The organism is Nocardioides antri, from assembly GCF_008373765.1.
In the GTDB taxonomy this organism is placed as follows: domain Bacteria; phylum Actinomycetota; class Actinomycetes; order Propionibacteriales; family Nocardioidaceae; genus Nocardioides; species Nocardioides antri.
The window spans coordinates 20,145-39,468 of record NZ_VUJW01000005.1 but is presented as its reverse complement, the minus strand read 5'-3'; the positions used below and the strand labels follow the sequence as shown (position 1 = coordinate 39,468).

The following is a 19,324-nucleotide window of genomic DNA, read 5'->3' as shown; positions in this document are numbered from 1 at the left end:
GGGGGGGGGGGGGGGGGAGTTCAATGACCGGACGCACCGGCATTGGATGCAACCCGTTCAGGTCGAACGAGTGGCGAAGAGCTCCTGCAACTCGGTCTCGTCGAGCTCGTGCGCCTTTCGAGCGTGGAGCGCCACATCCGCCTTGAGCGTGTTGCCGCGCAGAGAAGCTCGGCAGAGAATCTGTCTGCCCTCCGCCTCAGCTCGTCGAACGAGAGGTATGAAATTCGCCGTCTGCGTTGTCGACAGGACACCGACCTGCTGCCCGTCGATATCGACCGCAACAAGATCCACGGACGAGCGGGACCGTTCCTCGGTGAGGGACCGAAGAGACGCGGCGACCACCGTGTCGCTGCCGTACCGGTCCAGAAGGCCAACCAGGTGCTCCATGTAGTGCTCTTCCTTGGTGACCTGGATGGTCGAGCCTGGAGGGAGGCTCACGCAGTCAGGCCCGAAGGGGTTCGGGCACTGGAGGTGCTCCGGCAGCGGCAACGAGAGAGTGACACGCGCCCAGGTTTCGTCCGCCGACGCCCGAAGCCATTGTCGTGACGTCACGACGAGCTCGCCGCCAGGCAACCGCGAGATGTGCAGGTGGTATTTCTTGGCATCCGCGCGCTCCATGTACCCGACGTGCAGGCCATCGACAAACACGGCGACGGCCTTGTCGTCGTGCGGGTTGCCCGCATCAGGAACGAGAACGGCCGGTAGCCGGATCTCGGCACCGGACTCCGACACCTTTGCGTGGCGCGCGAACAGAGTGCGAAGGTTCTCGACTCGATACCACTCGCCTGCTACCTCCAGCTGCTGCGTGCGAGGTGACCATGCCTCCTTGCCGCGGCCAGCCGGGGCAGGAGGCATGTGGTCCGCGGACGCCTTGCGCCCGACTCGACCAAGTTCTGGCGCGGCAGGCGTGCGACCGAAATCGCGCTGAACGGACCTGTCGATGTCAGCGCGAAGTGGTGACTCACTCTCGAAGAGGCTAGCTCCGCTCGAGGCGGACGACGATTGGCTCGCTGGGCGTCGTCCGTGCGCCGGTTCGATGCGGTTGCGGCTAATGCGCACTCCCGCCCATATGAGGACGGCGACCAGCGCGACACCGAGCAGGATCTCCATGACAACGATCGTGCCTGACGACGCGCGCCGGCGTGCTCGGTTTCAATCATGACCACAGGAACCGCGTTGAAGTCAGTCACCGCTGCGTCAGTAGCGTGATGCACGCACCCCGCTCGCGGCGCAATGACACAGGTCTCGTCTGCTGGCGGGATCCATGCTCTCTAAGCAGTGCGGAAGTGTCGGTCCACTCGCTTACCTTCTAGGTATGGCATTCATCGTGAACGAGGCGACCGGAGATTTCGCTGCGTTTCCCCGTACCAACATCGAGGTCGATGCAGACGAGTACCTGGAGGAGGGCAGTTACACCGTCTTCTACAAGAGTGATGAGCAGGTCTTCTCTATGAAGACCGAAGACTGCAAGACAATCCGCAAGAAGTAGATCACCGCCAGAGCCCAAGTTGGGCCCGGGTGCGCCGACAGGAGGCGGAACGACGCCTCGCCGCTAAATGTTGTCGAACGTCAGCAGCACTGACGCGTCCACAGCATCGCCCAACAGGCTGCCCGTGCGTTCGGCCAAGTGAGCCGCGCCGTGGGTGAATACTCGAGCACAGTCCACGGCTGGCCACATGTAGAGGCCGCGTTCGGCAGGCGCCTTAATACTCGATCGCGCTAGGACGTCGCTGGCCGTCGTCAGTGCGGCCTGATTTGCGAGGTTCTTCTTGGATGCTGGGCCGGGCCAAACCTCCGAGCCGAGGCCCGCGACCAGACCGTGAGCCAAGCAGTGGCGTACCTGTACCCAGCCCTCACTACGCCTGAGCACTTCAGTCCAGCCTTCTGCCTTCGCCGGATTCCAGCCATTGATGCCGTGTTGCTTTGGCAGTTTGACGGCCCAGTTGTTCGGTGGAGTTGCATTGACTCCGACCGTGTCCGTGAGGCGTTTGGCCAGATCCCCGACTGACGGATTCGTGAGATCTGAGTTCTGTGCAATGTGCGCCCAGCCATGCCCTTGCCGGTAGAGGGCCAGCGCGAGCAGGTCCTCGGCGAAACCCTCGAAACTTCCCACCACCGCCATCACGACGCCAGCAGGGATCGGCTGATAACGCAGGTGAGGCTTCCCAGGTGGCCGCGGGTTTGGGTAGAGGTCAAATAGCAAACGAGGCGCTCGAAGCGCTCGGGCGTACTTGTCGACTACGGACCCGACGTCGGGCTGGATGGCCATCCAGGGATGCTAGCGACTTCTGTCGCTGCGTCCGGGGTTCCACCCAACTCTTAGCGTGCCCAACGCGATCGACCTCAGCGGATGACCTCATCGTCAAGTATGGAGGGCAGCGATCTGCCACGCTCCGCGGCCTGTCCGGCACGGTGGCTGGCGATACGGGCGCTAAGACGCACCCGAGGCGCCGCAGTAGAGGTCACTCGCGTCCATGCATCCGCGAGTTCATTTCGCGAGGGACGGGCGAGATTGCGACCCACCGCTCCTATTCGCTGATTTTTCCACTCTTCAGGCAACGACTTCTTAGGCAGGCGGCGCACACGTGCGCATGGTCGAGGCCGCCCTTCGAGGTACTCGACCGCTGCCAGCAGGATCGCCGACGCATGACCTCGAGGCCCGTCGGGCCAAAGGCCGCTCAGCCGCGCCGCTCATACTCAGGTCGTCGGCCCGTTCACCGACATCTGCGCACTGGCTCGGAGACATCGCGGCCAAGCGTCGCGCCAGATCCGCCTCCCCGAATCGCCAGAGTTCGCGGGCGTAGGAGACGGCAGGCATGGGTGATCGCGAAGTTGCCCACGGCAATGAGTCTGGTGGGTCTCCATCCGACTGTCGGCGGTATCGGCGGATCGGACGCGCCGTCAGGCGGCGATATGACACATCTCAATAGGGCACATCGCAGCAGACCGAAACGCTCGGCAACGAGTAGCGAAAACCGCTGGGCCCGTTGCCCCGAAGTGTTAGTAGGTGACAAGGACGACGCCAGCGACGAGGCGGGTGAGTTCCTCAGGAGGCGGCTCGTCGGCGAGGAGGTCAAGAACATAAGCGGGCGCCTCGGCACGCAGCCCGCGCAGGACCTGTTCGAAGTACGGCCCGGGGAAGTGCCCGGTGTCTTGCGGGACCTCGCTGAACACCCGCGCCGCTGGCAACGCGAGAGGCTCCGCCACTGCCAGCGAGAACTGACCGCGTCGGGCGTGTGCAACTGCAGCGAAAATGCGCTTGGCGACATCGCGTGGTCCCGCCTGTTCCTCCAGCAGGAAGTTCCGAAGCTCTCCGGGTGGGATTTGCGGCAGGTTGAGGTCATCTACCGGGGCTGTCGGGATGGCCGGGTCAGCCAAGTCTTCGAGGGGCACCCCGTCGGAGAAAACCACGTCGGCGACCGCGTCAGGTTCCCACGCGGACCTGACCAGGAAGGCGCTCAGCAGCGTGATGGCCATGCGTCGGCAGGAGATACACCCCTTAGGGGTCCCTGGGTGGAGGCAGCCCAGGTCGCGGCGGAAGACTAGGCCGCCGGTGTAAAAGGCATAGATCGCCGGAACCTCCAGCTGCTCGGCGGTGTCGAGCAGCTTGCGATACTGGCTCTTGCTCGCGTCCGGATCATCGCCGACGGAGTCAAGTCCGTGACGGACATCGACGATCCACTTCGTGCCGCCGCGCTTGACCCGTTTTGCTTGGATCAGCGCGCCAAAGCACTCGCCGCTTGCTGAGTCGAGCCACCACCACAACCAGTCCGCGCCGACGATGCCCTCCTGCGTCCGATTGAATTGCACCGGTTTCACGAATGGCATGCCTTCGCCGATGGCGACGTCGGTCACCGTCTCCTCAACCCAGCCAAGGTCCTTGGCGTCGCGATCGTCCATGTAACGCTCCGCCGCGGTTCGGATTCGCGTGAATGCCTCCAACAGTGAGGTCGGTTCGAGGTCCTCAGCAGGAGCAGTCATCCACCCATTGTCGCGGAAGGCCGCAGGTTGTGGCCTACGTCCGTGTCCGACGGCATCGCCTGGACGCGGCGTAATGGCCGATCGGTTCTGACCAGCCGTCCCTTCCCGGCGCCGTCCGGTGTGTAGGGCGTGCGTACAAGGGCGTCGTCCGCGCAACATCGACCAGAGTCAGACTGCAGACCGCCGCAAGGGTATTGCTACAGAGACGTCGAATTCCCTAGGTGGCAGCACGTTGTGGCTGGGAGGATGGGGACATCCAAGCAGGGCCGAGGTGGGAAAATGAAGCGCCTTCCAGCTGTGGTCGGCCTCGCCGACGAGATCCGAGGCAAGGGCAAGAACAGCCCGGAGAAGTCGGCGGACTACTTGCTGCGGAACCGCGCCGAACTGCGGACCTATCCGAGCGTCGACGTGCTAGCCATGTACAGCGACCCTGAGTACGCGCCCAGCACCGCCACACCGGGCGACATCAAGAAGGCCAAGGCGCTCGTTCACCACTTCACCCAGGTCCGCAGCGCGATCGCACAAGCGCTCTGGAGCAGAGAAATCTTCATCGGCATCGACGTCATCGACGAACTCGCCTTTCACGGCGCCCAGGACAACAACGTCACCGACCTCCTCCTCGAGTGTTTGACTCGCATCCGCGACGGCCGCATGAACCGGCCAGGGCTCATTATCTTTCCCGTCCACTCGTTCGGGGTGCTGAGCGCCGGACTCTTCTACCCCCTGCGGCGGGGACAGTTGACGATCGTCAACCCAGACAGTGGGTATGCACTCTTCCCGCAAAGCAACGACATGGGCCGTACTTTCGGCCAACTGCAGAGAGCGGCGGAGCGACTCGGCGTGAACAAGTCACTTCCCCGAGATCTCCTTGAGCACTGGCGTCTAAGCCGCGGTGCCGAATGGCTTGAACGCAACCCCTTGCTGGTGGTCAGGGCAAACCACCTGCCGGGCAGCTACTACGCCAATGAACATCTGCTGATGAACCGGGTGCAGTCAGTAGTCGGCCTACTCTCCCTCCTGGCTGCGCTCCAGCCAGCCACGACCGATCGCGCAGGTTTCTTAATGTCGTCCTCGCGGACGAATAACTGGGAAACACTCGACATCCACCACTACCTCGCGCTGTACGACCCACCGGCCCACAAGACCGAGCTCGCCGGCGACTGCGTTCCCATCCACGGCGGCCGCGTGGAGGTTTCCGAAATGGCCGCCCTCGGCTTCGACCTGGATCCGACCTATTGGCGTCGGCAGGTAGCGCTTGGCGCCGACATGCAAGCCCAGGTTGAGAAGCTGTACATCGCACAGCTGAAGCTCAAGGTGGCTGGCAAAAGGCTCAACGCTCCCGGCAGGACGGTCAATCGGCTGTTCGACTCGCTGCAGATGTTCCGGCGTTCGTTCGCGGACTCGGCTGATGACTGGACAGGACGGGTAGCGCTTTCGACCGCATTCGAGACGCTCCTCACCGATCACTACGGCAAGGTGAGGGCGACCTTGATGAGCCGATGCAAGGAACTCATGCGCGGACAGCGCGGCACCCGGGCAATGCAGCAGGCAGTCGGCGACTTGTACGCGTCGCGAAGTGAGCTCGTCCACGGCGCCGAGCAGACGACCTCGGCCGACATGTACCTAGCCCGACGTGCCTATGCGCTCTGCTTCCTCGCGCTCTCGAAGCGGATCGACCAGATCCCAACCGTTACCTCTACGCCGGTCGGCGACGTCGTCGACAATTGAGCGCGGCGGCACGAGGAGTGGCTTGCCGGCCCGGTTTCATTAAGGGGGGCGGATTTGCGCACCGCCGAAACGTGGGTTGGGGGCACTTGTGAGCGGGCTCGTTCATCACACCGCTTAGTAGTGGACGTCCTGCGACATGGGCAGTTGCTATCCCACTCGGGCGAGGTGACAGGCCGCGAGAATCCGGCCCGAATCCTCGGCACAGACCGTTCGTTTGCGGGATCTAGCGATCACTCCTCCAGCCCGGGTGCGTTCGGTCTACGTCGAGGGCAGGCCAAGCTTGTCGAAGAAGGCTCGGTTGCGTTCGGTCGCGGCGCTGAGCAGTCGGTCGAACGACGTCACCTCGATGTAGGCCTTGGCCGCTTCGTTGAAGCCGAAGTATCCCTGGCCGTCGTGAGTTCGCCGCAGGTTGGCAAGATCGCACCTGTCGATCATCGTGGGCGTCAGGTCGGCGACGACGTAGCAGAAAGCCGGCGCGTCCGGATACGCCGACACCGGTCGGCCTTGTGCCGTTCGAAGGCCACCAGCACGCACCTGCTTCACGTAGCTCAGAGTCTGCGCGATGGGGTCCTTGCCTTCGGACGCGTCGTTGCGCATCGGGCGCTTGATCTCTACTACCACGATTGAAGCAAGAGGGGTGGTCTTGCCGTCGGCAGTCAGCACCGGCGCGTCCACGAGTCGGGTTGCGAGCAGATCTGGCTCCTTGGTGGAGTCGGAACCGGTGATCGGCATGCTCGTAAGCGTTTTGTCTGATGCGAGGTAGTCGTGAAAGGCCAGGCGCTCGTCGAGGATCCAGAGGTTCGACGCGTCCGCACCCAGTTCGTTCGACTCGGTTCTCATCGGCATCAGGAGGGAGTGCACCACCTCTTCGCGCGCGTATTTGCCGTGCTCGTTGGTTCCGATGGCACGGCTCAGTACGTCCAAAATCACCCGACGCCGCGACACATACGCCGCAAGGTCGGACTGATTGATGTCGGTGATGGTGTCCAGGTACTTGATCAGGTTCTCCTGCTGCTCATCCGGTGTGAGTGTGTCGGACTGTGCGAACACCATCTGGCTCTGTGCGATGGTGTCGGCCTCCAACTTCTGCAGGCTCCGGTGCAGCAGGAGTTCCAGGTCGGCGTCCTTGATGGTGGGGTCCACCGAGACTCCGAGCTTCTCCAGCCGCGACAGCACTGGCCGATATCGCGGTGCTCGAGTGCTGACGAAGTCAGCAACACGCTTCTTTCCTTCTTCTCGCGCCGTCGCGAGCGAGTCCGACAGAAGGTCCTCGACTTTCTCAAGGACGCTGGCTCGGATGTCGTCGAGCGAGACCTCGTCGATTAGGGCTTCGCCAGGAACTCGGTCATCGAGGTCGAAGGCGGTCCGATCAGCGCGGACGTGCTCGTCGAGGAAGGTCGATGACAAATAGCAGACATAGGTGAACTCTGCTGACGACTCATCTTTCAACCTGCCGTACAAGCCGGTGACCTTGCTGGCCAGGTTCTCCTCGATGACTACGCGATTGGCTGCGCACCAGTAAAGCCGCGGAGTGAGGTTCCGCGTCGAGGACTTTAGACGAAGGTTAGTCATGTCGAACCTAGTGCCCTTGACGATCACACTCGTCGGGGCCAAACCGTCGTAGACAAAGTCCTTGAGAAGCTCAGCGAGCGAGACGGTCTCATCGTCGACGACCGCGACCTCCGGCCCACCGCCTGGGCGCAAGAAATACCAGATGGTGTGCTCGAAGATCTCGCGTGCGATGGCCTCGACGGTCTTGGGTGCGCTGCGCTGAAAGGCGTCGTTGAACCTGTCCAGGTCAATGATGGTCCCGCTGTCGCTGAACCGGTTGGGGTCTTCGCCCTGCTCGACCGGACCGTCGGCTTCATGCTCTACCTCGCGCTCAACCGAGAATTTGAACCTTCGCTCACGCAGGTTCTCTTCCTCGTCGCGATAGGCGCTTCGTACCGTGACGCGCTCAAAGGCCTTGAGCCAAAGCAGGCGGCCCACGCCGCGAGCGCCGACTGCTGCCTTGTGGTCGCTGTCCAGCGTTTCGAACGACTTCATGTTCTCGGGCGTGAAGCCGACGCCGTTGTCCTCGACGGTGAACCCAACAATCGGCCTGAGCGGGGTGCGGCCGGAAGCGACGTTTCCCAGGTCGAACTCTCCTTGCGTGCTGCGATTGATTGTGATCCGCAGGCGTCCGTGCTCGACGTCATCGCCGAACCGCTCGTCAATGGCTTGGAGGCCGTTGACGACTGCCTCGAGCAGTGGCAGGAGGGAGTGGCTCTTGGGAAGACTGGTGTTGCGGACTCGCCCAGCCAGCGAGGTCCTGAGAGCCATGGTGTGCCTTCCGTGCCGGGTAGAAGCAAGACTGTATCGAGCACCGCTGACAGACGGACCCAGCGCCAGAACCGATTGTGAGTACCGCTCCTCCTTCATCTCTGCAGTGACCGAGCTGATGTTGCCAGCAGATCGTCTGCTTCTTGGCGACCCTGACACTGCCCAGCGCGCCGTGCGCTTACCTCATCCTCTTCATCGCCCAGGTCCACTCATCATCACCGACCTGGTCCAGCGGATGTTGCTGGGCGCCGACCCGATGACGCTGCGGCCACGTGCGTCAATCTGGGCTACTAGAGACTCCTCGCAGGATCGATGTCAGGCCAGACTCGATCTAGATGCTCGGCGGGACGCTCTCTATTGGGCTGCCCACCCTGTGCGCGGGGTGTGGCTCACTATCGGTTTGCAGCCCGCCGGGCATCGTGGCGGTGCGTGGCTCAAGAAGGGACTGCTCTGCTCGTAGTAGCAATGCCCGTCCGCCGGACCACATCGGCACACGGACAGGCGGGAGCCGCTCATGGAGCAGGTCATCATCGGGGTAGATCCCCACAAGTTGTCAGCCACGATCGAGGTCGTCGACCACGACGAGTATCTCCTCGGCCTGGTCGGTTCACCACCGACCAGGCCGGCTACAAGGCATGGCCCGATCGGGTGTGGGCGGTCGAGGGTGCCAACGGCGTCGGACGGCCGCTGGCGCAGCGGTTGTTGGAGTCAGGAGAGCGAGTCGTCGACGTCCCGGCCAAACTCGCTGCCCGGGTGCGACTGTTCGACTCCGGTCACAACCGCAAGACCGATGCCCACGACGCGCACTCGATCGCGATGGTCGCGGTGCGGACCAAGGGCCTGCGGGTGCTGCGCATCGACGGCGAGCTAGAGGCGATGCGGATGCTCACCGACCGGCGCGAAGCGTTGACCCGGCGGCGGGTTCAGACCGTGGACCGGTTGCAGGCGCTGCTCGCAGAACTCCTGCCTGGACAGGCAAAACGCGACATCACCACTGGTCAGGCGAAGAGGATGCTGGCCACCGTTCGTCCCCGCAACGTTGCCGGCAAGACCCGTCGCCGGATCGCGGCCGAGGAACTCACCGAGCTGATCGCGGTAGAAGCGAAGATCAAGAAGGCCACCGCCGAGCTCAAGGCGATGGTGCTCGCCCGTGGCTCGCGTCTGATGGACATCCATGGCGTCGGACCGGTCGTCGCCGCCCGGATCTTGGCCGACGTCGGGGACGTCGCACGGTTCGCCGACCGCAACAGGTTCGCCTCCTGGACCGGCACCGCGCCGCTGGATGCATCCTCGGGCGAACAGAACCGGCACCGGCTATCCCGAGCCGGCAACCGCCGGGTCAACCACATGATCCACATCGCGGCGGTGACCCAGTTGCGACTCGATACCGAGGGTCGGGCCTACTACCGACGCAAACGAGGCGAGGGCAAGAAGCCACTCGAGGCGATCCGGTGCCTCAAGCGCAGGATCTCCGACGCCATCTACCGACAACTCGTCGAGGACGCACGACGGGCAATGCCCGACCTCGTCGAGGCGGGTCCGGGAGGGCACTGCGGGGCGACTCAAGAATCCAGCGCGGTCGACCTGCCCCCGCACATCGACACTTCGGATCAGCCACTTCCCGGACCCGCGCCCACGACGCTACGCCCCATCGCCACAACCAGGAAGAGGCCCCTCACCGCCACCGGTTGACAACAGAAGGGAGCCGGTGTGCATCGCCTCAGGCGCACGGGCAGCCCCCGATGTTGGAGTCGGTGCCCGGCCCTGGGAGCCCGGCCGAGCTGGTCCACGGGGCCGGCAGTAGGACCGACCCCGTGGGGGTAGCGCTCAGGCGCTGGTCAGCGCCTCGTCGCGCTCGGGACCCAGCGGCGCCACGTCGAGCACCGTGGTCGCGGACCCGTGCCGAAGCGCCGGAACCTCGAGGTAGGCCGCCAGCACGGGAAGCGGCTCTCCGAGGCTGAGGCCAACGCGCGGCCGCGACCCGCCGGTGGTCTCGTAGGTCTCCTCGGTGGGGAACGCCGACCGGATGCGCCAGCATGCGACCGGGGCTCCGCCGTACACCGCCACGACGCGGTCGCAGCCGGACGCCTTCGCGACCGTCATCGCCCAGGCGCGTTCCACCCACGGCTCGAGCTGGGACAGGGTGAACGTCGGGTCGAACGTCTTGTTTACCGACACGAACATCACGGATGCAGACACGTGCTACTCCTCCCCAGCCGCCCACTGCGGCCGGGCATTCGGACCGCCTGACGCAGTCCTCTCGCTGAACAGGATACCGAATGGCTGTCACCGACCGGACGCGTCTGACAGGCCGCTCAGCCGCTGAACAGACTGAGCAGCAGGCGCTGCTCGTCGGTGAGCACCAACACCGGTGACGACGCCGCGGGATAGAGGCGCGCGGCCTCCCAGTCGGCGACGCGCACGCTGCTCGCGACCCCGACCTGCACCCCGCGCTCGCGCAACGTCGCGACGAGCGTCTCGGCGTCGAACAGGTACACGCCGTCGATGAGCACCGGCGTGTGCGTCCCGCGCGAGCTGGCCGCGGTCCCTTTCGGCCCGGTGAGCGCCAGGTAGTAGTCGGGCAGCAGCGCGGGGGTGATGTCGAGGCAGTCGCGCTTGCCGTACAGCTTGATGTTCACGCTCCTCCCGACCAGCGGGCCGGTCGTGAAGTAGCCATCGAGGCCGGGGGTGTTTGCAGCATCCTCGAGCCGGATCTCGAACACCCGCGCAGCGATCCACTCGCCGAGGGCACCCGTGCTCATGGGCCGCCCCAGCAGGTGGGCGATCCGCTGCTCGAGGAGGTTGCGTTCGGTGAGCAGCTGGGCCATCTCGGCGAGCTGTGCATGTGCCTCGTCACTCATGACCCCAGCGTTACACCGCGCAAGGCGGTGGTCACCAGCTCCCTGCAGCCGCAGGCGCCAGATCACCGATGCACACTGGTGTGGCCATGACCATCGAGAAGCGCAGAACCAGGCTGGTGCCGGTGACGCCCGAGGCGAGCGCCAAGGCGAGCCGGCGGTCGCTGCGTGACGACTCCAAGGTCCAAGTGGTTGTGAGCGACCCGCGTGCCGTGCGCAGAGCCTCGTCTCGACGGCTGCGGCCAGGAGACGAACCGAGGTAGTGCCGGACTGGCCCGCGCGCTGGCACAGTGTGTGCGATGGACCTCGAGGAATTGCTTCGCGGCGGGCTGACGCGGGCGACGGACGCCGGCCGGCTGGGCGTGAAAGCCACTGACCTGACCGAGACCGAGCTCGACGAGCTGCTCACGTTGTGCGTGGACTTCTTGTGGGACAAGCGCACCGAGCCGTCGCCGCGCATTGACGGCTGGTGGCTGTCCGCGGGCGGCATCCGGCCGTGGTGGGAGCAGGACGCCCACCTCGACGAGCGCGAGGCGCTAAGCCTGCGGTCGCTGCGTACCGAGGTGTACGACGTGCTCGAGGAGCGTGGCCTCATCGTGAAGGGGCCGGGCAACGTGGTGCCGATCCACGTCAGCCCGCCGGAGATGCGGCGCGGGACGCAGTCGGCGACGGAGCTCATCACGGTCACGGCCACCGGGGCCGGGTACGGCGACCCGGTCACGAACGCGCAGGTGGAGAAGGCTGCGATGGACCTGGTGGCAACGACCTACCGGAATCAGGGGTGGGACGTCGAGGACGTGTCAGCGCGGAAGGTGGGATGGGACCTCACTGCCCGGCGGGCCGGCGACGAGCTGCACCTGGAGGTGAAGGGCGTCTCTGGGACGAAGCCGACCATCCTGCTGACCCGCAATGAGCACGCGACCGCTGGGACCGACCCCGCCTGGCGGCTTGCCGTGGTCACCCAGGCCCTGACCTCTGCGACCCTCACCGAGTTCATCCCGGAGCAGGTGTTGTCCGCGTCCGTCCCGCACGTGTTCCGGGTCCAGCTCGCGTAGCGTCTCAGGCATCGATCGAGGGGGGCACACGATGGCGGGGAAGTACGAGCGGTTGGCGGCGCACCTGGCGACGCTGCCTGCGGACCAGGTGTCTGTGGAGCTGACGTTCGCGGAGGTCGACCGGCTGGTCGGCGGGCTGCCACCGTCGGCGCGCACCGTGCGGCAGTGGTGGGCGAACAGCTCCCATGGGCAGGCGCTCGCATGGCGGGAGGCGGGGTGGCACGTCGACACCGTCAAGTTCGCGGATCGGCGGGTGCGATTCGTCCGCGGACAGGTCGGCGGCAGCCGCGCGGACCGGCTCGCCGCCGCACGATCCGGCGCTGTACCGGCCAGGTCTGGGCAGAGGCGGCTGTGACCGCGTCCGCGGCGTCAGCCGGAGTGTCGAAGCCGGTGCCGATGCCCGAGCCGGTGAAGGCGACGGTCCCGGCAGAGCCGGTTGCGGTTGCCGAAGAGGTCGCGGTCTCGGTGCGGTTCTCCTGGCAGCACCTCGGGCCCGTGACCCTGGACGGCGATGGCAAGGTCACGTTCCCGCGGCCGCTCCCGCAGGCGCCGGGCCTGTACCGCATGCACTTCACCGGCTCGGGCCAGCTTGACCGCTTCTACATCGGCGAGGCCGACAACTTGCGGAGACGGCTGGCCAGCAACTACCGCAATCCCAGTCCGCGACAGCGCACCAGCTTGCGGGTGAACGAGGCCCTGCGCACCCACCTGGCCGGTGGCGGAGGGGTGGACTCTTGCGGTCGCGCTCACCGCGGACCTGAGTGAAGGGGAAGGGGGCAGCGAGCCGTTGGACCTGACCCGCAAGGCCGGCCGGCTGATGGCCGAGAGCGCCGCGCTCGTGCTTGCCCAGCGCGCCGGTTTGCAGCTGGAGAACCTCGGCTGATCCCCATCAGTGCGTATCGCGCCATTTGGTGGCAGGTTGGGTGCCGTCACGCCCGGATCTACTCGGGGGTATCGATGGACCAGGACTACGGGGCGTTCCCCTTCGGGCGGCCCAACACGGTTAGGGATATGCGGCCGGCCTCGGAGGGACAAGCCCAGGTGCTGGTGGTCGGCGTCTACCCCAGTGCATTCCACGTTCGGTGGTGGGCACTGGGCAACGACGACCTCCGCCGACCGACGATCGGTTCGATGGCAGTCGACGTCGAGCCCGAGGTCTTCTGGACTGGCGACCGCACCCCGCAAGCGGCGCAGGACCACATCGCGGCGTGGCGCAAGCACGTCCAAGCTGCCACCGGCATCGACCCCGGTGAGAATGCGAAGGTCGGACCGGGAACGAACGGAACCAGCGGGCGCACCGTTCAGGAGCGTTACCTCGACTGCCTCGGCGTCACCCCCGGACAGACCGCGTTCACCGACGTCTACCAGGCGTTTCTCCTCAAGCGCGGCGCTGCCGCCCGACGCGTAGGCGGAACGGCCATCGACGACGACTACGCCCCATAGCCAAGCGCGCCGGGTGGCCCGCGGTCACCATCACCACCCGCCCGCCCGAGCAGACCCTGATCTCGTGGGCCGTGGAGCAGTTCGGCGACCGGGTCGCGCGCCGACCTGACGAACGCCGACCCGACCGAGACCGTCATCTCGCTCGGCAACGAAGCACTCGGCACACTGCGTCGCCTACTCGGTGCGGACGCGACCGCTCCCGGCGAGAACCTCCAAGAGATCTACGACGCGGGCCTGTACGGCACCGCTTGCAAGCTCAACATCAACGGACGGGACGTGGAGTGGTTCCCGCTCGTGCATCCCGGCCTCCTCAAGGGCAAGGAGGACCGGACCGGAGCCAAGCGGCGGGGGCTCGAGGCGCACGACGGGTGGTGCCGCGCGATGAAGGACCGCTGGCTGGACGCCGGCCAGGGCGCGTAGGGCTGGGCGATGGCGAGTCTCTCGTATAGCCCATATATCTGGTACCGAGCTATACGCGGCTATACGCACCACCACCACTCGGAAGTCTCGACGTCAAGATGAATGAGGCGCTCGGCCGCTTGGCGCGTGACGGCGGCCCGCGAGCTCGCCATCCGCCGCAGGTCAGACCCTTGTGTGGTTACCCGAAAAGAAGAGCACGGCCTCATCGTTTCCTGCAGCCTGGACGGAAGCAGTAGGGGCCACCAGCCTGTCGCCGACGCCGCGCAGACGACTTGGGCCGAATCCCTAAGGTGAGCAGCCCTCCGGGGGCTGGTTGATGCCACGTGGTCGGCGGCGTGGCTGGCCTCTATCAGCCGTGACGGGCGCCTCTGGTGTCGACGACCGGATAGCGAATCGGAGCTGCGTCTTAATTGGCGATGTGACGCACCCCGTACGTAGCGGCCGATCGCCAGCGACGACTGATGGTCGTCGGATTGCAAGGGCGCGGCCCAGGGTTCGCGCTTGACACGCGACGGCGCTTCTAACGACCTGTGGCCGTGGCCATGACGGCGAGCCCGCGCCAGCGTCCCGCGACTTGATCCGCCCACGGGCCGAGCTCCTTGGGTGCATCGATCAGGTCCTCGGCGAGCTCGAGAGCTTGGAATAGTCGGCTCGGCTCCGCTGTCATGCAGACGCGGAGGAGGAAGCCGCGCGCGTCGTCGTACTCGATGACTTCGACGAGGGCGTCGTCGAGGTTCATGTCTTCGGCGGACGGCGCGCGGACGATCGTGACGCCCTCCGTTGCCAACGCGTTGAGTCGCCGCGTGACCCGGCGGCGGTGTACGTCGGCGAGGCGGTCGTGTCGCTCCCGGTCGCACCCGTCGCGACTCCACCTGTCAGCCAGGGCGTCGACGATCAGGGCGTGTGCCGTGGTCGCGCGGCAGTGGGCGCATCGCAGCCAGGTGCACCATGGGCCGGCCAGGTCGCTTGAGGCGCCCTCCGGTCGCTTGCCGCGGTAAGTACGCGCTACCGTCCGGAGCTGTCCGCACTCGCAGCAAAGTGCCCGGTTCCGTGACGGTCGAGCTGCCTGACGCTCGGCGCGGTCGGGATGACTCGCGCTCATAGCCGCACCAGCTCACGCCCGCGCCAGATGTCGACGCAGGTCATGCAGTCCTGGACATCGGGCTCCTTGACCTCCACGACGTCGGAGGCATCGCCACAGAGCAAAGCCACGTCGATCCCGCAGAAGGACCTCACTGGGCTGCCGATCGCGATGGCGGCCTGATAATCCTCCAACGGGTAGAGGTGCTGTCGTTCGCGGCGGTACTCCCTCACCGGAGCACCGGCAGCATTATCGCGATGCCCGACCCGCTGGCCGGACGGGTGGCGAACAGGAGAAGATGGATTCATGGTCTGGGTGCCCTTCGTGCACTCGGTCCTAGGTCCCGGTCCGGTGTTCCAGCACCGGCCGGGGCCGCCCTCAATTGGGTCCGCCTTCGAGTGTCACACGGTGGCACCTGACCGCGTCCAGGTCACCGTCGTCCTGTGGATAACCACGGCCGCATGGATCCTCTGTGGGATCGCGAACTGCTCGGCGTCAGTCGCCAACGGGCCAAATCAGCTGGCGCAACGCGAGGACTTCCCCGAGCCCGTCGCTCGCCTTGCCGCAGGGCCGATCTGGGAAACGGCCGACGTCGAGCGGTGGCTCGGGCGAAAGGTCGGATCGGCTGAGCCGTACCACTCGTAGCAACGAGTGGACTCCCTTCACCACCGTGCAGAGGGAATGCGGCGTAGCGCCGCCTCGAGTTCGTCGACGCGGATGCGGATGGCGCGGCGACCGCACTGGTACGCCGGGATCGTGCCGTCACTGATCCGTCGCCGGATGGTGCGGGTGGAGAGCGACATCATCTCAGCGGCTTCGTCGAGGCTGACGTAGACGGGCAGGTCCTTCTTCCTAGCCATGGGGTCGCTCCTCTGCAGGTCGGACGGTGGCGGTCGGCTTCGCCGTTCGTAGGAAGCGGCGGGCTTCGGCGACGGTGATGTAGAGCCGGCCGCCGCCGTCGAACCGTGCCCAGCGGGGTCCCACACCACGTCGCCGCCAGTCGCGGACGGTGCGTTGAGGGGTACGGATGAGGGCGCAGAACTCCTCGAAGGTGAGCAGGCCGTTGTCGCTCCACTCGGCCGGGATCTGGATGGGCTGCACGGGTCACTCCTTTGCTGGTCGTCTGGTCACCTATGTCCGTCGCGGTGCCGTGGGCGATCAATCTGGCCGTCTCGGTTGCGAACGGACCGGTCCGGTCGGTAGCTGGGCTGAGCTGACCCTGCCGGGGGAGCGTCACCGTTTCCGTACCCCCCGGCGGTTGATCTCGCGGGGGTACGTGCCTGTTTGCGCTGGTCAGCGGCGTCCCCCCGAAAGTGGACGATCAGATGCTGATGCCGCGATCGGGCCGGGCCTGGGGGATACGCGCCGGCTCGTCCCAGTGGCGCTGACGGCGGCGGGCTGCGCTGGCGCCGTAGCGGTCGATGTCGTCGAGGGCGCGGTTGCGTGCGTGAGCGGGGCCGAGGTCGGCGCGGTCGCGGTTGAACACTTCGATCCATTGCGACCGGGCGTGATCGATGTTGTCGGCGACCAGGTGGGCGATGTTGCGGTCGCGGCCTCGGGTCATGCCGACGTACGCCGCGGCGGCGCCGGTGGTCTCGCCGACGAGCAGGTGCGCTGTTCGGACCGTCTCGCCTTGGGCGCCGTGGACGGTGGTGGCGTAGGCGAGTTCGACGTGATCACGGACGTACGGCGCAGGCAACACCCGGTCACCGGCGCGCCCGTGCACGTGGAGGGTGCCGTCGTGCTCGACGGCGGTCACCGTCCAGCAGTCGCGGTTGGCCACGCCGAGGTCGCGGTCGTTGCGGCGGGTGGCGATCCGGTCACCGAGTCCGAGCCGTTCACCTGCAGCCGTGGTGACCGATCCTGACGCATTCGTCTGTCCGGTGATGAGCCGTTGGTCCCGAATGGTCGCGTTGACGACGCTGACCTGCTCGCGGGTGTCGGCGACGATGATCTCCTCACTCGTGGTGGGCGCGGTGGTGAGCGCGGCGAGGCGCTCGACCTCGGAGGGATGGACCACGATCTCTCCGCGCCTGAGGAGCGCGTCGAACACATCACCGCTGCGTTCACTGGTGCGCATGAGCAGGCTGAGGTCGGCGTACTCCTGGTCGGCGAAGCGGTGAACGGTGTCCAAGGTCACCGTGGCCTCGGGGCGTGCCCAGCGGGTGGCGTGGTCGAGGACGCCCCCGCGTCCGACTGCGGGCAGCTGGTGCCGATCGCCGACGAACGCGATCCGCGCGTGGGCCTGGTCGGCGATGGTGAGCAGGGCCCGAGCGGTGTCCTGGTCGAGCATGCCGGCCTCGTCGACGAGGAGTACGTCGCCGGGCAGCAGCCGCGCCCGGGCATCGGGTTGGGCCTGGACGCGGGACCAGTCGCCGTCGTCGTTCCACCGGTAGCCGTGCTGATGTATCAGCCACGCTGCGGAGAACGCGTCCGTGCCGACCTGCTGCTCGGCGACCCGGGCAGCCTTCAGGGTCGGGGTCACCACGACCAGCCGCCGGTCCTGCATCGCCAACAGCTCGCGGGCGGCGGCCAGCGTCGTGGTCTTCCCGGCACCGGCCGCGCCCTCGATCACCACCAGCCGGTGCGTGCCGGCCAGCGCGGCGACCACCTCGCGTTGGGCAGCGTCGAGCCGCCGTCCAGCAACGCCCTGGCCGACCCGGTCGGAAGCGCCGGCGGTCTCCGCCCGTCCGGCCAGCCGGGCCACGAGATCGGCCTCGACGTCGAGCACCTCACGGGAGGTGAGCGCGCGCACGTGTTCAGGAACGTCGTCGCGCTCCAGCAACAGCTCGCATCGGGCGACGGTCCGATCGGTCAGGTCCTCGGCGAGCTCACGCCGTACGGCGGTGGTCGCGACGATGTCGAGACTGGCGACGATGCGTTCGACCTCGCCGCGGATGTCGGCTGCGTTCCAACTCGACCGGCGCGCGCCCAACCGGGACAGCACGAGATCGGCCACCGCGTCCCGGTTGACCCGACCGATTGCCGTACCCGCGTGCTCGTGGACCGTGGCTGGGGGAGTGAAGCCGAGCTCGTGCAGTTCCTCGATCCAGCGGCGCCGGAGCTCGGTGCCGTCGGTGGGCACAATCTTGTCGGGCCGGGCTTCGGACCATGCGCGGCGGTCCCAGGCCCGTCGCAACGCCGGACCGGGCTCCTGCGCGGGGTGGTCGTGGCGCCACTCAGCTTCGTAGCGGTCGATGTTCCGGGTGATCTGCGCGGCCCGGGCGCTGAAGGCACCGGCGTACGAGGCGAGCTCGGCGACCTCGCCGGTCTCGGGGTCCAGGGTGTAGCCATGAGCAGCGAGGGCTTGCCGGAACTCGGGGTCGCAGGCGACGACGGCGTGGCCGATGCCGTTGATGGCTTCGATGCTGTCCACTACGCCGACCGAGTGCAGCCCGCGCCACTTGCCCTGGGCCCAGACGCGGGCGTTGACCTGCAGGTGGAGGTGGCGGTGCGGGTCGCCCGCGCGGGAGGTGTAGTGCCGCACCACCGCCGCCTCGATCTTCTCGACCGGCACCTGCACCTGCCGGTCGCGCGGCCCGACCCTGGTGGTGGCGTGCTCGGCCAGCCAGCCGATGATCTCGACCGCGGCCCGCTCCTGGGCCGCGTCGTACGCCGCGGCGATCTCCGGATCCAGTGCCGCCGCCAACGACCAGGTCTTCGGACCGTTCACCACGACCTCGACGAACCGCAGCCCACGCTCGTCCGTCCGGAGCCGACCCTTCGGCTGGCCCTTGGTGTCGTAGCCAGCGACCCACCACTCGTAGGCGTCCCCGTCCAGCGTCACTCCACCCTGAACAACAGCAATGCCGTCGCGTCCCTCCGCCGCCGGGGGAGCGGTGGCGACGTACCTGGTGGCGACGCCGGTGCCCTCGGCGAGGTAGTAGTCATCCACGCGAGACCGATCGGCCTCGACGTAGGAACGCGCGGCCGCGGCGGACCCGCGGTAGAACTTGACCCCACCATGCACGCCTCGTCACCACCCGTCAGCGGTCGTCACATAGCCTTGAAATGACGCTCGGCCCGCCCAGGCGGGCGAGCCGATCTACGAACCTTCGTAGCATGCGTGCCGCTCAGTTTGGGGGGGTGGAGGGTGTGTGGGGCCGGGGAGATTTCGGGGTCGTCAATAGTCGTTAAGGATTGTCTGGTGGGGTGGGGCGACTGGGCAGTGAGGCGAGGTTAGAGAGCCGAGGGTGTCGTCGATGCCGACCGTCGTGCGGGTTCCGGGGATCGAAGCACGGGCTGCGGCGATCTGAGGATGCCGAGGCTGCCGATCCGAACGCGAGCGAAGCCCCGCGATTGCATGATCTGATGTGAGCGTGCTTTCGCATTGTGAGATCTGCGACCTGCCCGAGTCTCAGTGCGCCCACGGACTCGCGAAGCGGCAAGCAAACTCCCGGGCCAGAGGTGACACCAAGAAGGCTGCCCCTTCGAAG

At 66.5% G+C, this 19,324-nt stretch carries 19 protein-coding genes; 8 read left to right on the top strand and 11 right to left on the bottom strand.

Translation table 11 applies throughout. The features are described from left to right. Window positions 1–57 precede the first annotated feature (57 nt). The gene (locus tag F0U47_RS12035; protein ID WP_149750731.1) at window positions 58–1,110 is read right to left on the bottom strand and encodes a hypothetical protein; all 1,053 of its coding nucleotides are present in this window, start codon (window positions 1,108–1,110) and stop codon (window positions 58–60) included. A 205-nt stretch (window positions 1,111–1,315) separates the two neighbouring features. Here F0U47_RS12035 and F0U47_RS21180 point away from each other — a divergent pair, with 205 nt between their 5' ends. After that, a complete protein-coding gene (locus F0U47_RS21180; RefSeq protein WP_188111318.1) occupies window positions 1,316–1,489 on the top strand; it encodes a hypothetical protein in 174 nt (57 codons plus the stop codon). Window positions 1,490–1,552: 63 nt separating this feature from the next. On the opposite strand, the gene F0U47_RS12030 is transcribed toward F0U47_RS21180, so the two are convergent. After that, a complete protein-coding gene (locus tag F0U47_RS12030; RefSeq protein WP_149750730.1) occupies window positions 1,553–2,269 on the bottom strand; it encodes a hypothetical protein in 717 nt (238 codons plus the stop codon). 731 nt (window positions 2,270–3,000) lie between these two features. After that, window positions 3,001–3,981: a DUF6615 family protein gene (locus F0U47_RS12025; protein ID WP_188111317.1), complete on the bottom strand. Its 981-nt coding sequence runs from the start codon at window positions 3,979–3,981 to the stop codon at window positions 3,001–3,003. 279 nt (window positions 3,982–4,260) lie between these two features. On the opposite strand from F0U47_RS12025, the gene F0U47_RS12020 reads away from it, so the two are divergent. Continuing rightward, complete coding sequence (locus F0U47_RS12020; RefSeq protein WP_149750728.1) at window positions 4,261–5,709, top strand: hypothetical protein; 1,449 nt, start codon at window positions 4,261–4,263, stop codon at window positions 5,707–5,709. 258 nt (window positions 5,710–5,967) lie between these two features. On the opposite strand, the gene F0U47_RS12015 is transcribed toward F0U47_RS12020, so the two are convergent. After that, the gene (locus tag F0U47_RS12015) at window positions 5,968–8,031 is read right to left on the bottom strand and encodes an ATP-binding protein (RefSeq protein ID WP_149750727.1); all 2,064 of its coding nucleotides are present in this window, start codon (window positions 8,029–8,031) and stop codon (window positions 5,968–5,970) included. Window positions 8,032–8,343: 312 nt separating this feature from the next. Here F0U47_RS12015 and F0U47_RS12010 point away from each other — a divergent pair, with 312 nt between their 5' ends. After that, window positions 8,344–9,723, top strand: coding sequence for an IS110 family RNA-guided transposase (locus F0U47_RS12010; protein ID WP_306439290.1), 1,380 nt, complete (start codon window positions 8,344–8,346; stop codon window positions 9,721–9,723). Window positions 9,724–9,858: 135 nt separating this feature from the next. Here F0U47_RS12010 and F0U47_RS12005 read toward each other — a convergent pair whose 3' ends face one another. Together F0U47_RS12005 and F0U47_RS12000 are read right to left on the bottom strand one after the other, a co-directional pair. Next, window positions 9,859–10,230: a hypothetical protein gene (locus tag F0U47_RS12005; protein ID WP_149750726.1), complete on the bottom strand. Its 372-nt coding sequence runs from the start codon at window positions 10,228–10,230 to the stop codon at window positions 9,859–9,861. A 116-nt stretch (window positions 10,231–10,346) separates the two neighbouring features. Next, the gene (locus F0U47_RS12000; RefSeq protein ID WP_149750725.1) at window positions 10,347–10,892 is read right to left on the bottom strand and encodes a hypothetical protein; all 546 of its coding nucleotides are present in this window, start codon (window positions 10,890–10,892) and stop codon (window positions 10,347–10,349) included. 296 nt (window positions 10,893–11,188) lie between these two features. Between F0U47_RS12000 and F0U47_RS11995 the strand changes: the two genes are divergently transcribed. From F0U47_RS11995 to F0U47_RS21175, 5 genes are all read left to right on the top strand, one after another. Next, window positions 11,189–11,944, top strand: a complete 756-nt coding sequence (locus tag F0U47_RS11995) for a protein NO VEIN domain-containing protein (protein ID WP_149750724.1) — start codon at window positions 11,189–11,191, stop codon at window positions 11,942–11,944. Window positions 11,945–11,975: 31 nt separating this feature from the next. Beyond that, entirely contained in the window at window positions 11,976–12,299 is a 324-nt protein-coding gene (locus F0U47_RS11990) for a DUF7662 domain-containing protein (protein WP_149750723.1), read from the top strand. A gap of 41 nt (window positions 12,300–12,340) precedes the next feature. After that, entirely contained in the window at window positions 12,341–12,709 is a 369-nt protein-coding gene (locus tag F0U47_RS11985) for a hypothetical protein (RefSeq protein WP_149750722.1), read from the top strand. A gap of 192 nt (window positions 12,710–12,901) precedes the next feature. Then, window positions 12,902–13,387 (top strand): hypothetical protein, encoded by a 486-nt coding sequence (locus tag F0U47_RS11980; protein WP_149750721.1) that lies wholly within the window; start codon window positions 12,902–12,904, stop codon window positions 13,385–13,387. Between the two features lie 276 nt (window positions 13,388–13,663). Continuing rightward, window positions 13,664–13,807: a hypothetical protein gene (locus F0U47_RS21175; RefSeq protein WP_188111316.1), complete on the top strand. Its 144-nt coding sequence runs from the start codon at window positions 13,664–13,666 to the stop codon at window positions 13,805–13,807. A gap of 520 nt (window positions 13,808–14,327) precedes the next feature. Here F0U47_RS21175 and F0U47_RS11975 read toward each other — a convergent pair. The 5 genes from F0U47_RS11975 to mobF form a co-directional block, all read right to left on the bottom strand. Then, the gene (locus F0U47_RS11975) at window positions 14,328–14,594 is read right to left on the bottom strand and encodes a hypothetical protein (RefSeq protein WP_149750720.1); all 267 of its coding nucleotides are present in this window, start codon (window positions 14,592–14,594) and stop codon (window positions 14,328–14,330) included. A 311-nt stretch (window positions 14,595–14,905) separates the two neighbouring features. Continuing rightward, the gene (locus F0U47_RS11970) at window positions 14,906–15,121 is read right to left on the bottom strand and encodes a hypothetical protein (protein WP_149750719.1); all 216 of its coding nucleotides are present in this window, start codon (window positions 15,119–15,121) and stop codon (window positions 14,906–14,908) included. 429 nt (window positions 15,122–15,550) lie between these two features. Next, window positions 15,551–15,748: a helix-turn-helix domain-containing protein gene (locus tag F0U47_RS11960; RefSeq protein WP_149750718.1), complete on the bottom strand. Its 198-nt coding sequence runs from the start codon at window positions 15,746–15,748 to the stop codon at window positions 15,551–15,553. Further along, entirely contained in the window at window positions 15,741–15,989 is a 249-nt protein-coding gene (locus F0U47_RS11955; protein ID WP_149750717.1) for a helix-turn-helix domain-containing protein, read from the bottom strand. Before F0U47_RS11955 ends, F0U47_RS11960 begins: the two co-directional genes overlap by 8 nt. A gap of 220 nt (window positions 15,990–16,209) precedes the next feature. Further along, complete coding sequence (mobF, locus tag F0U47_RS11950) at window positions 16,210–18,858, bottom strand: MobF family relaxase (protein ID WP_149750716.1); 2,649 nt, start codon at window positions 18,856–18,858, stop codon at window positions 16,210–16,212. Window positions 18,859–19,324: the final 466 nt, after the last annotated feature.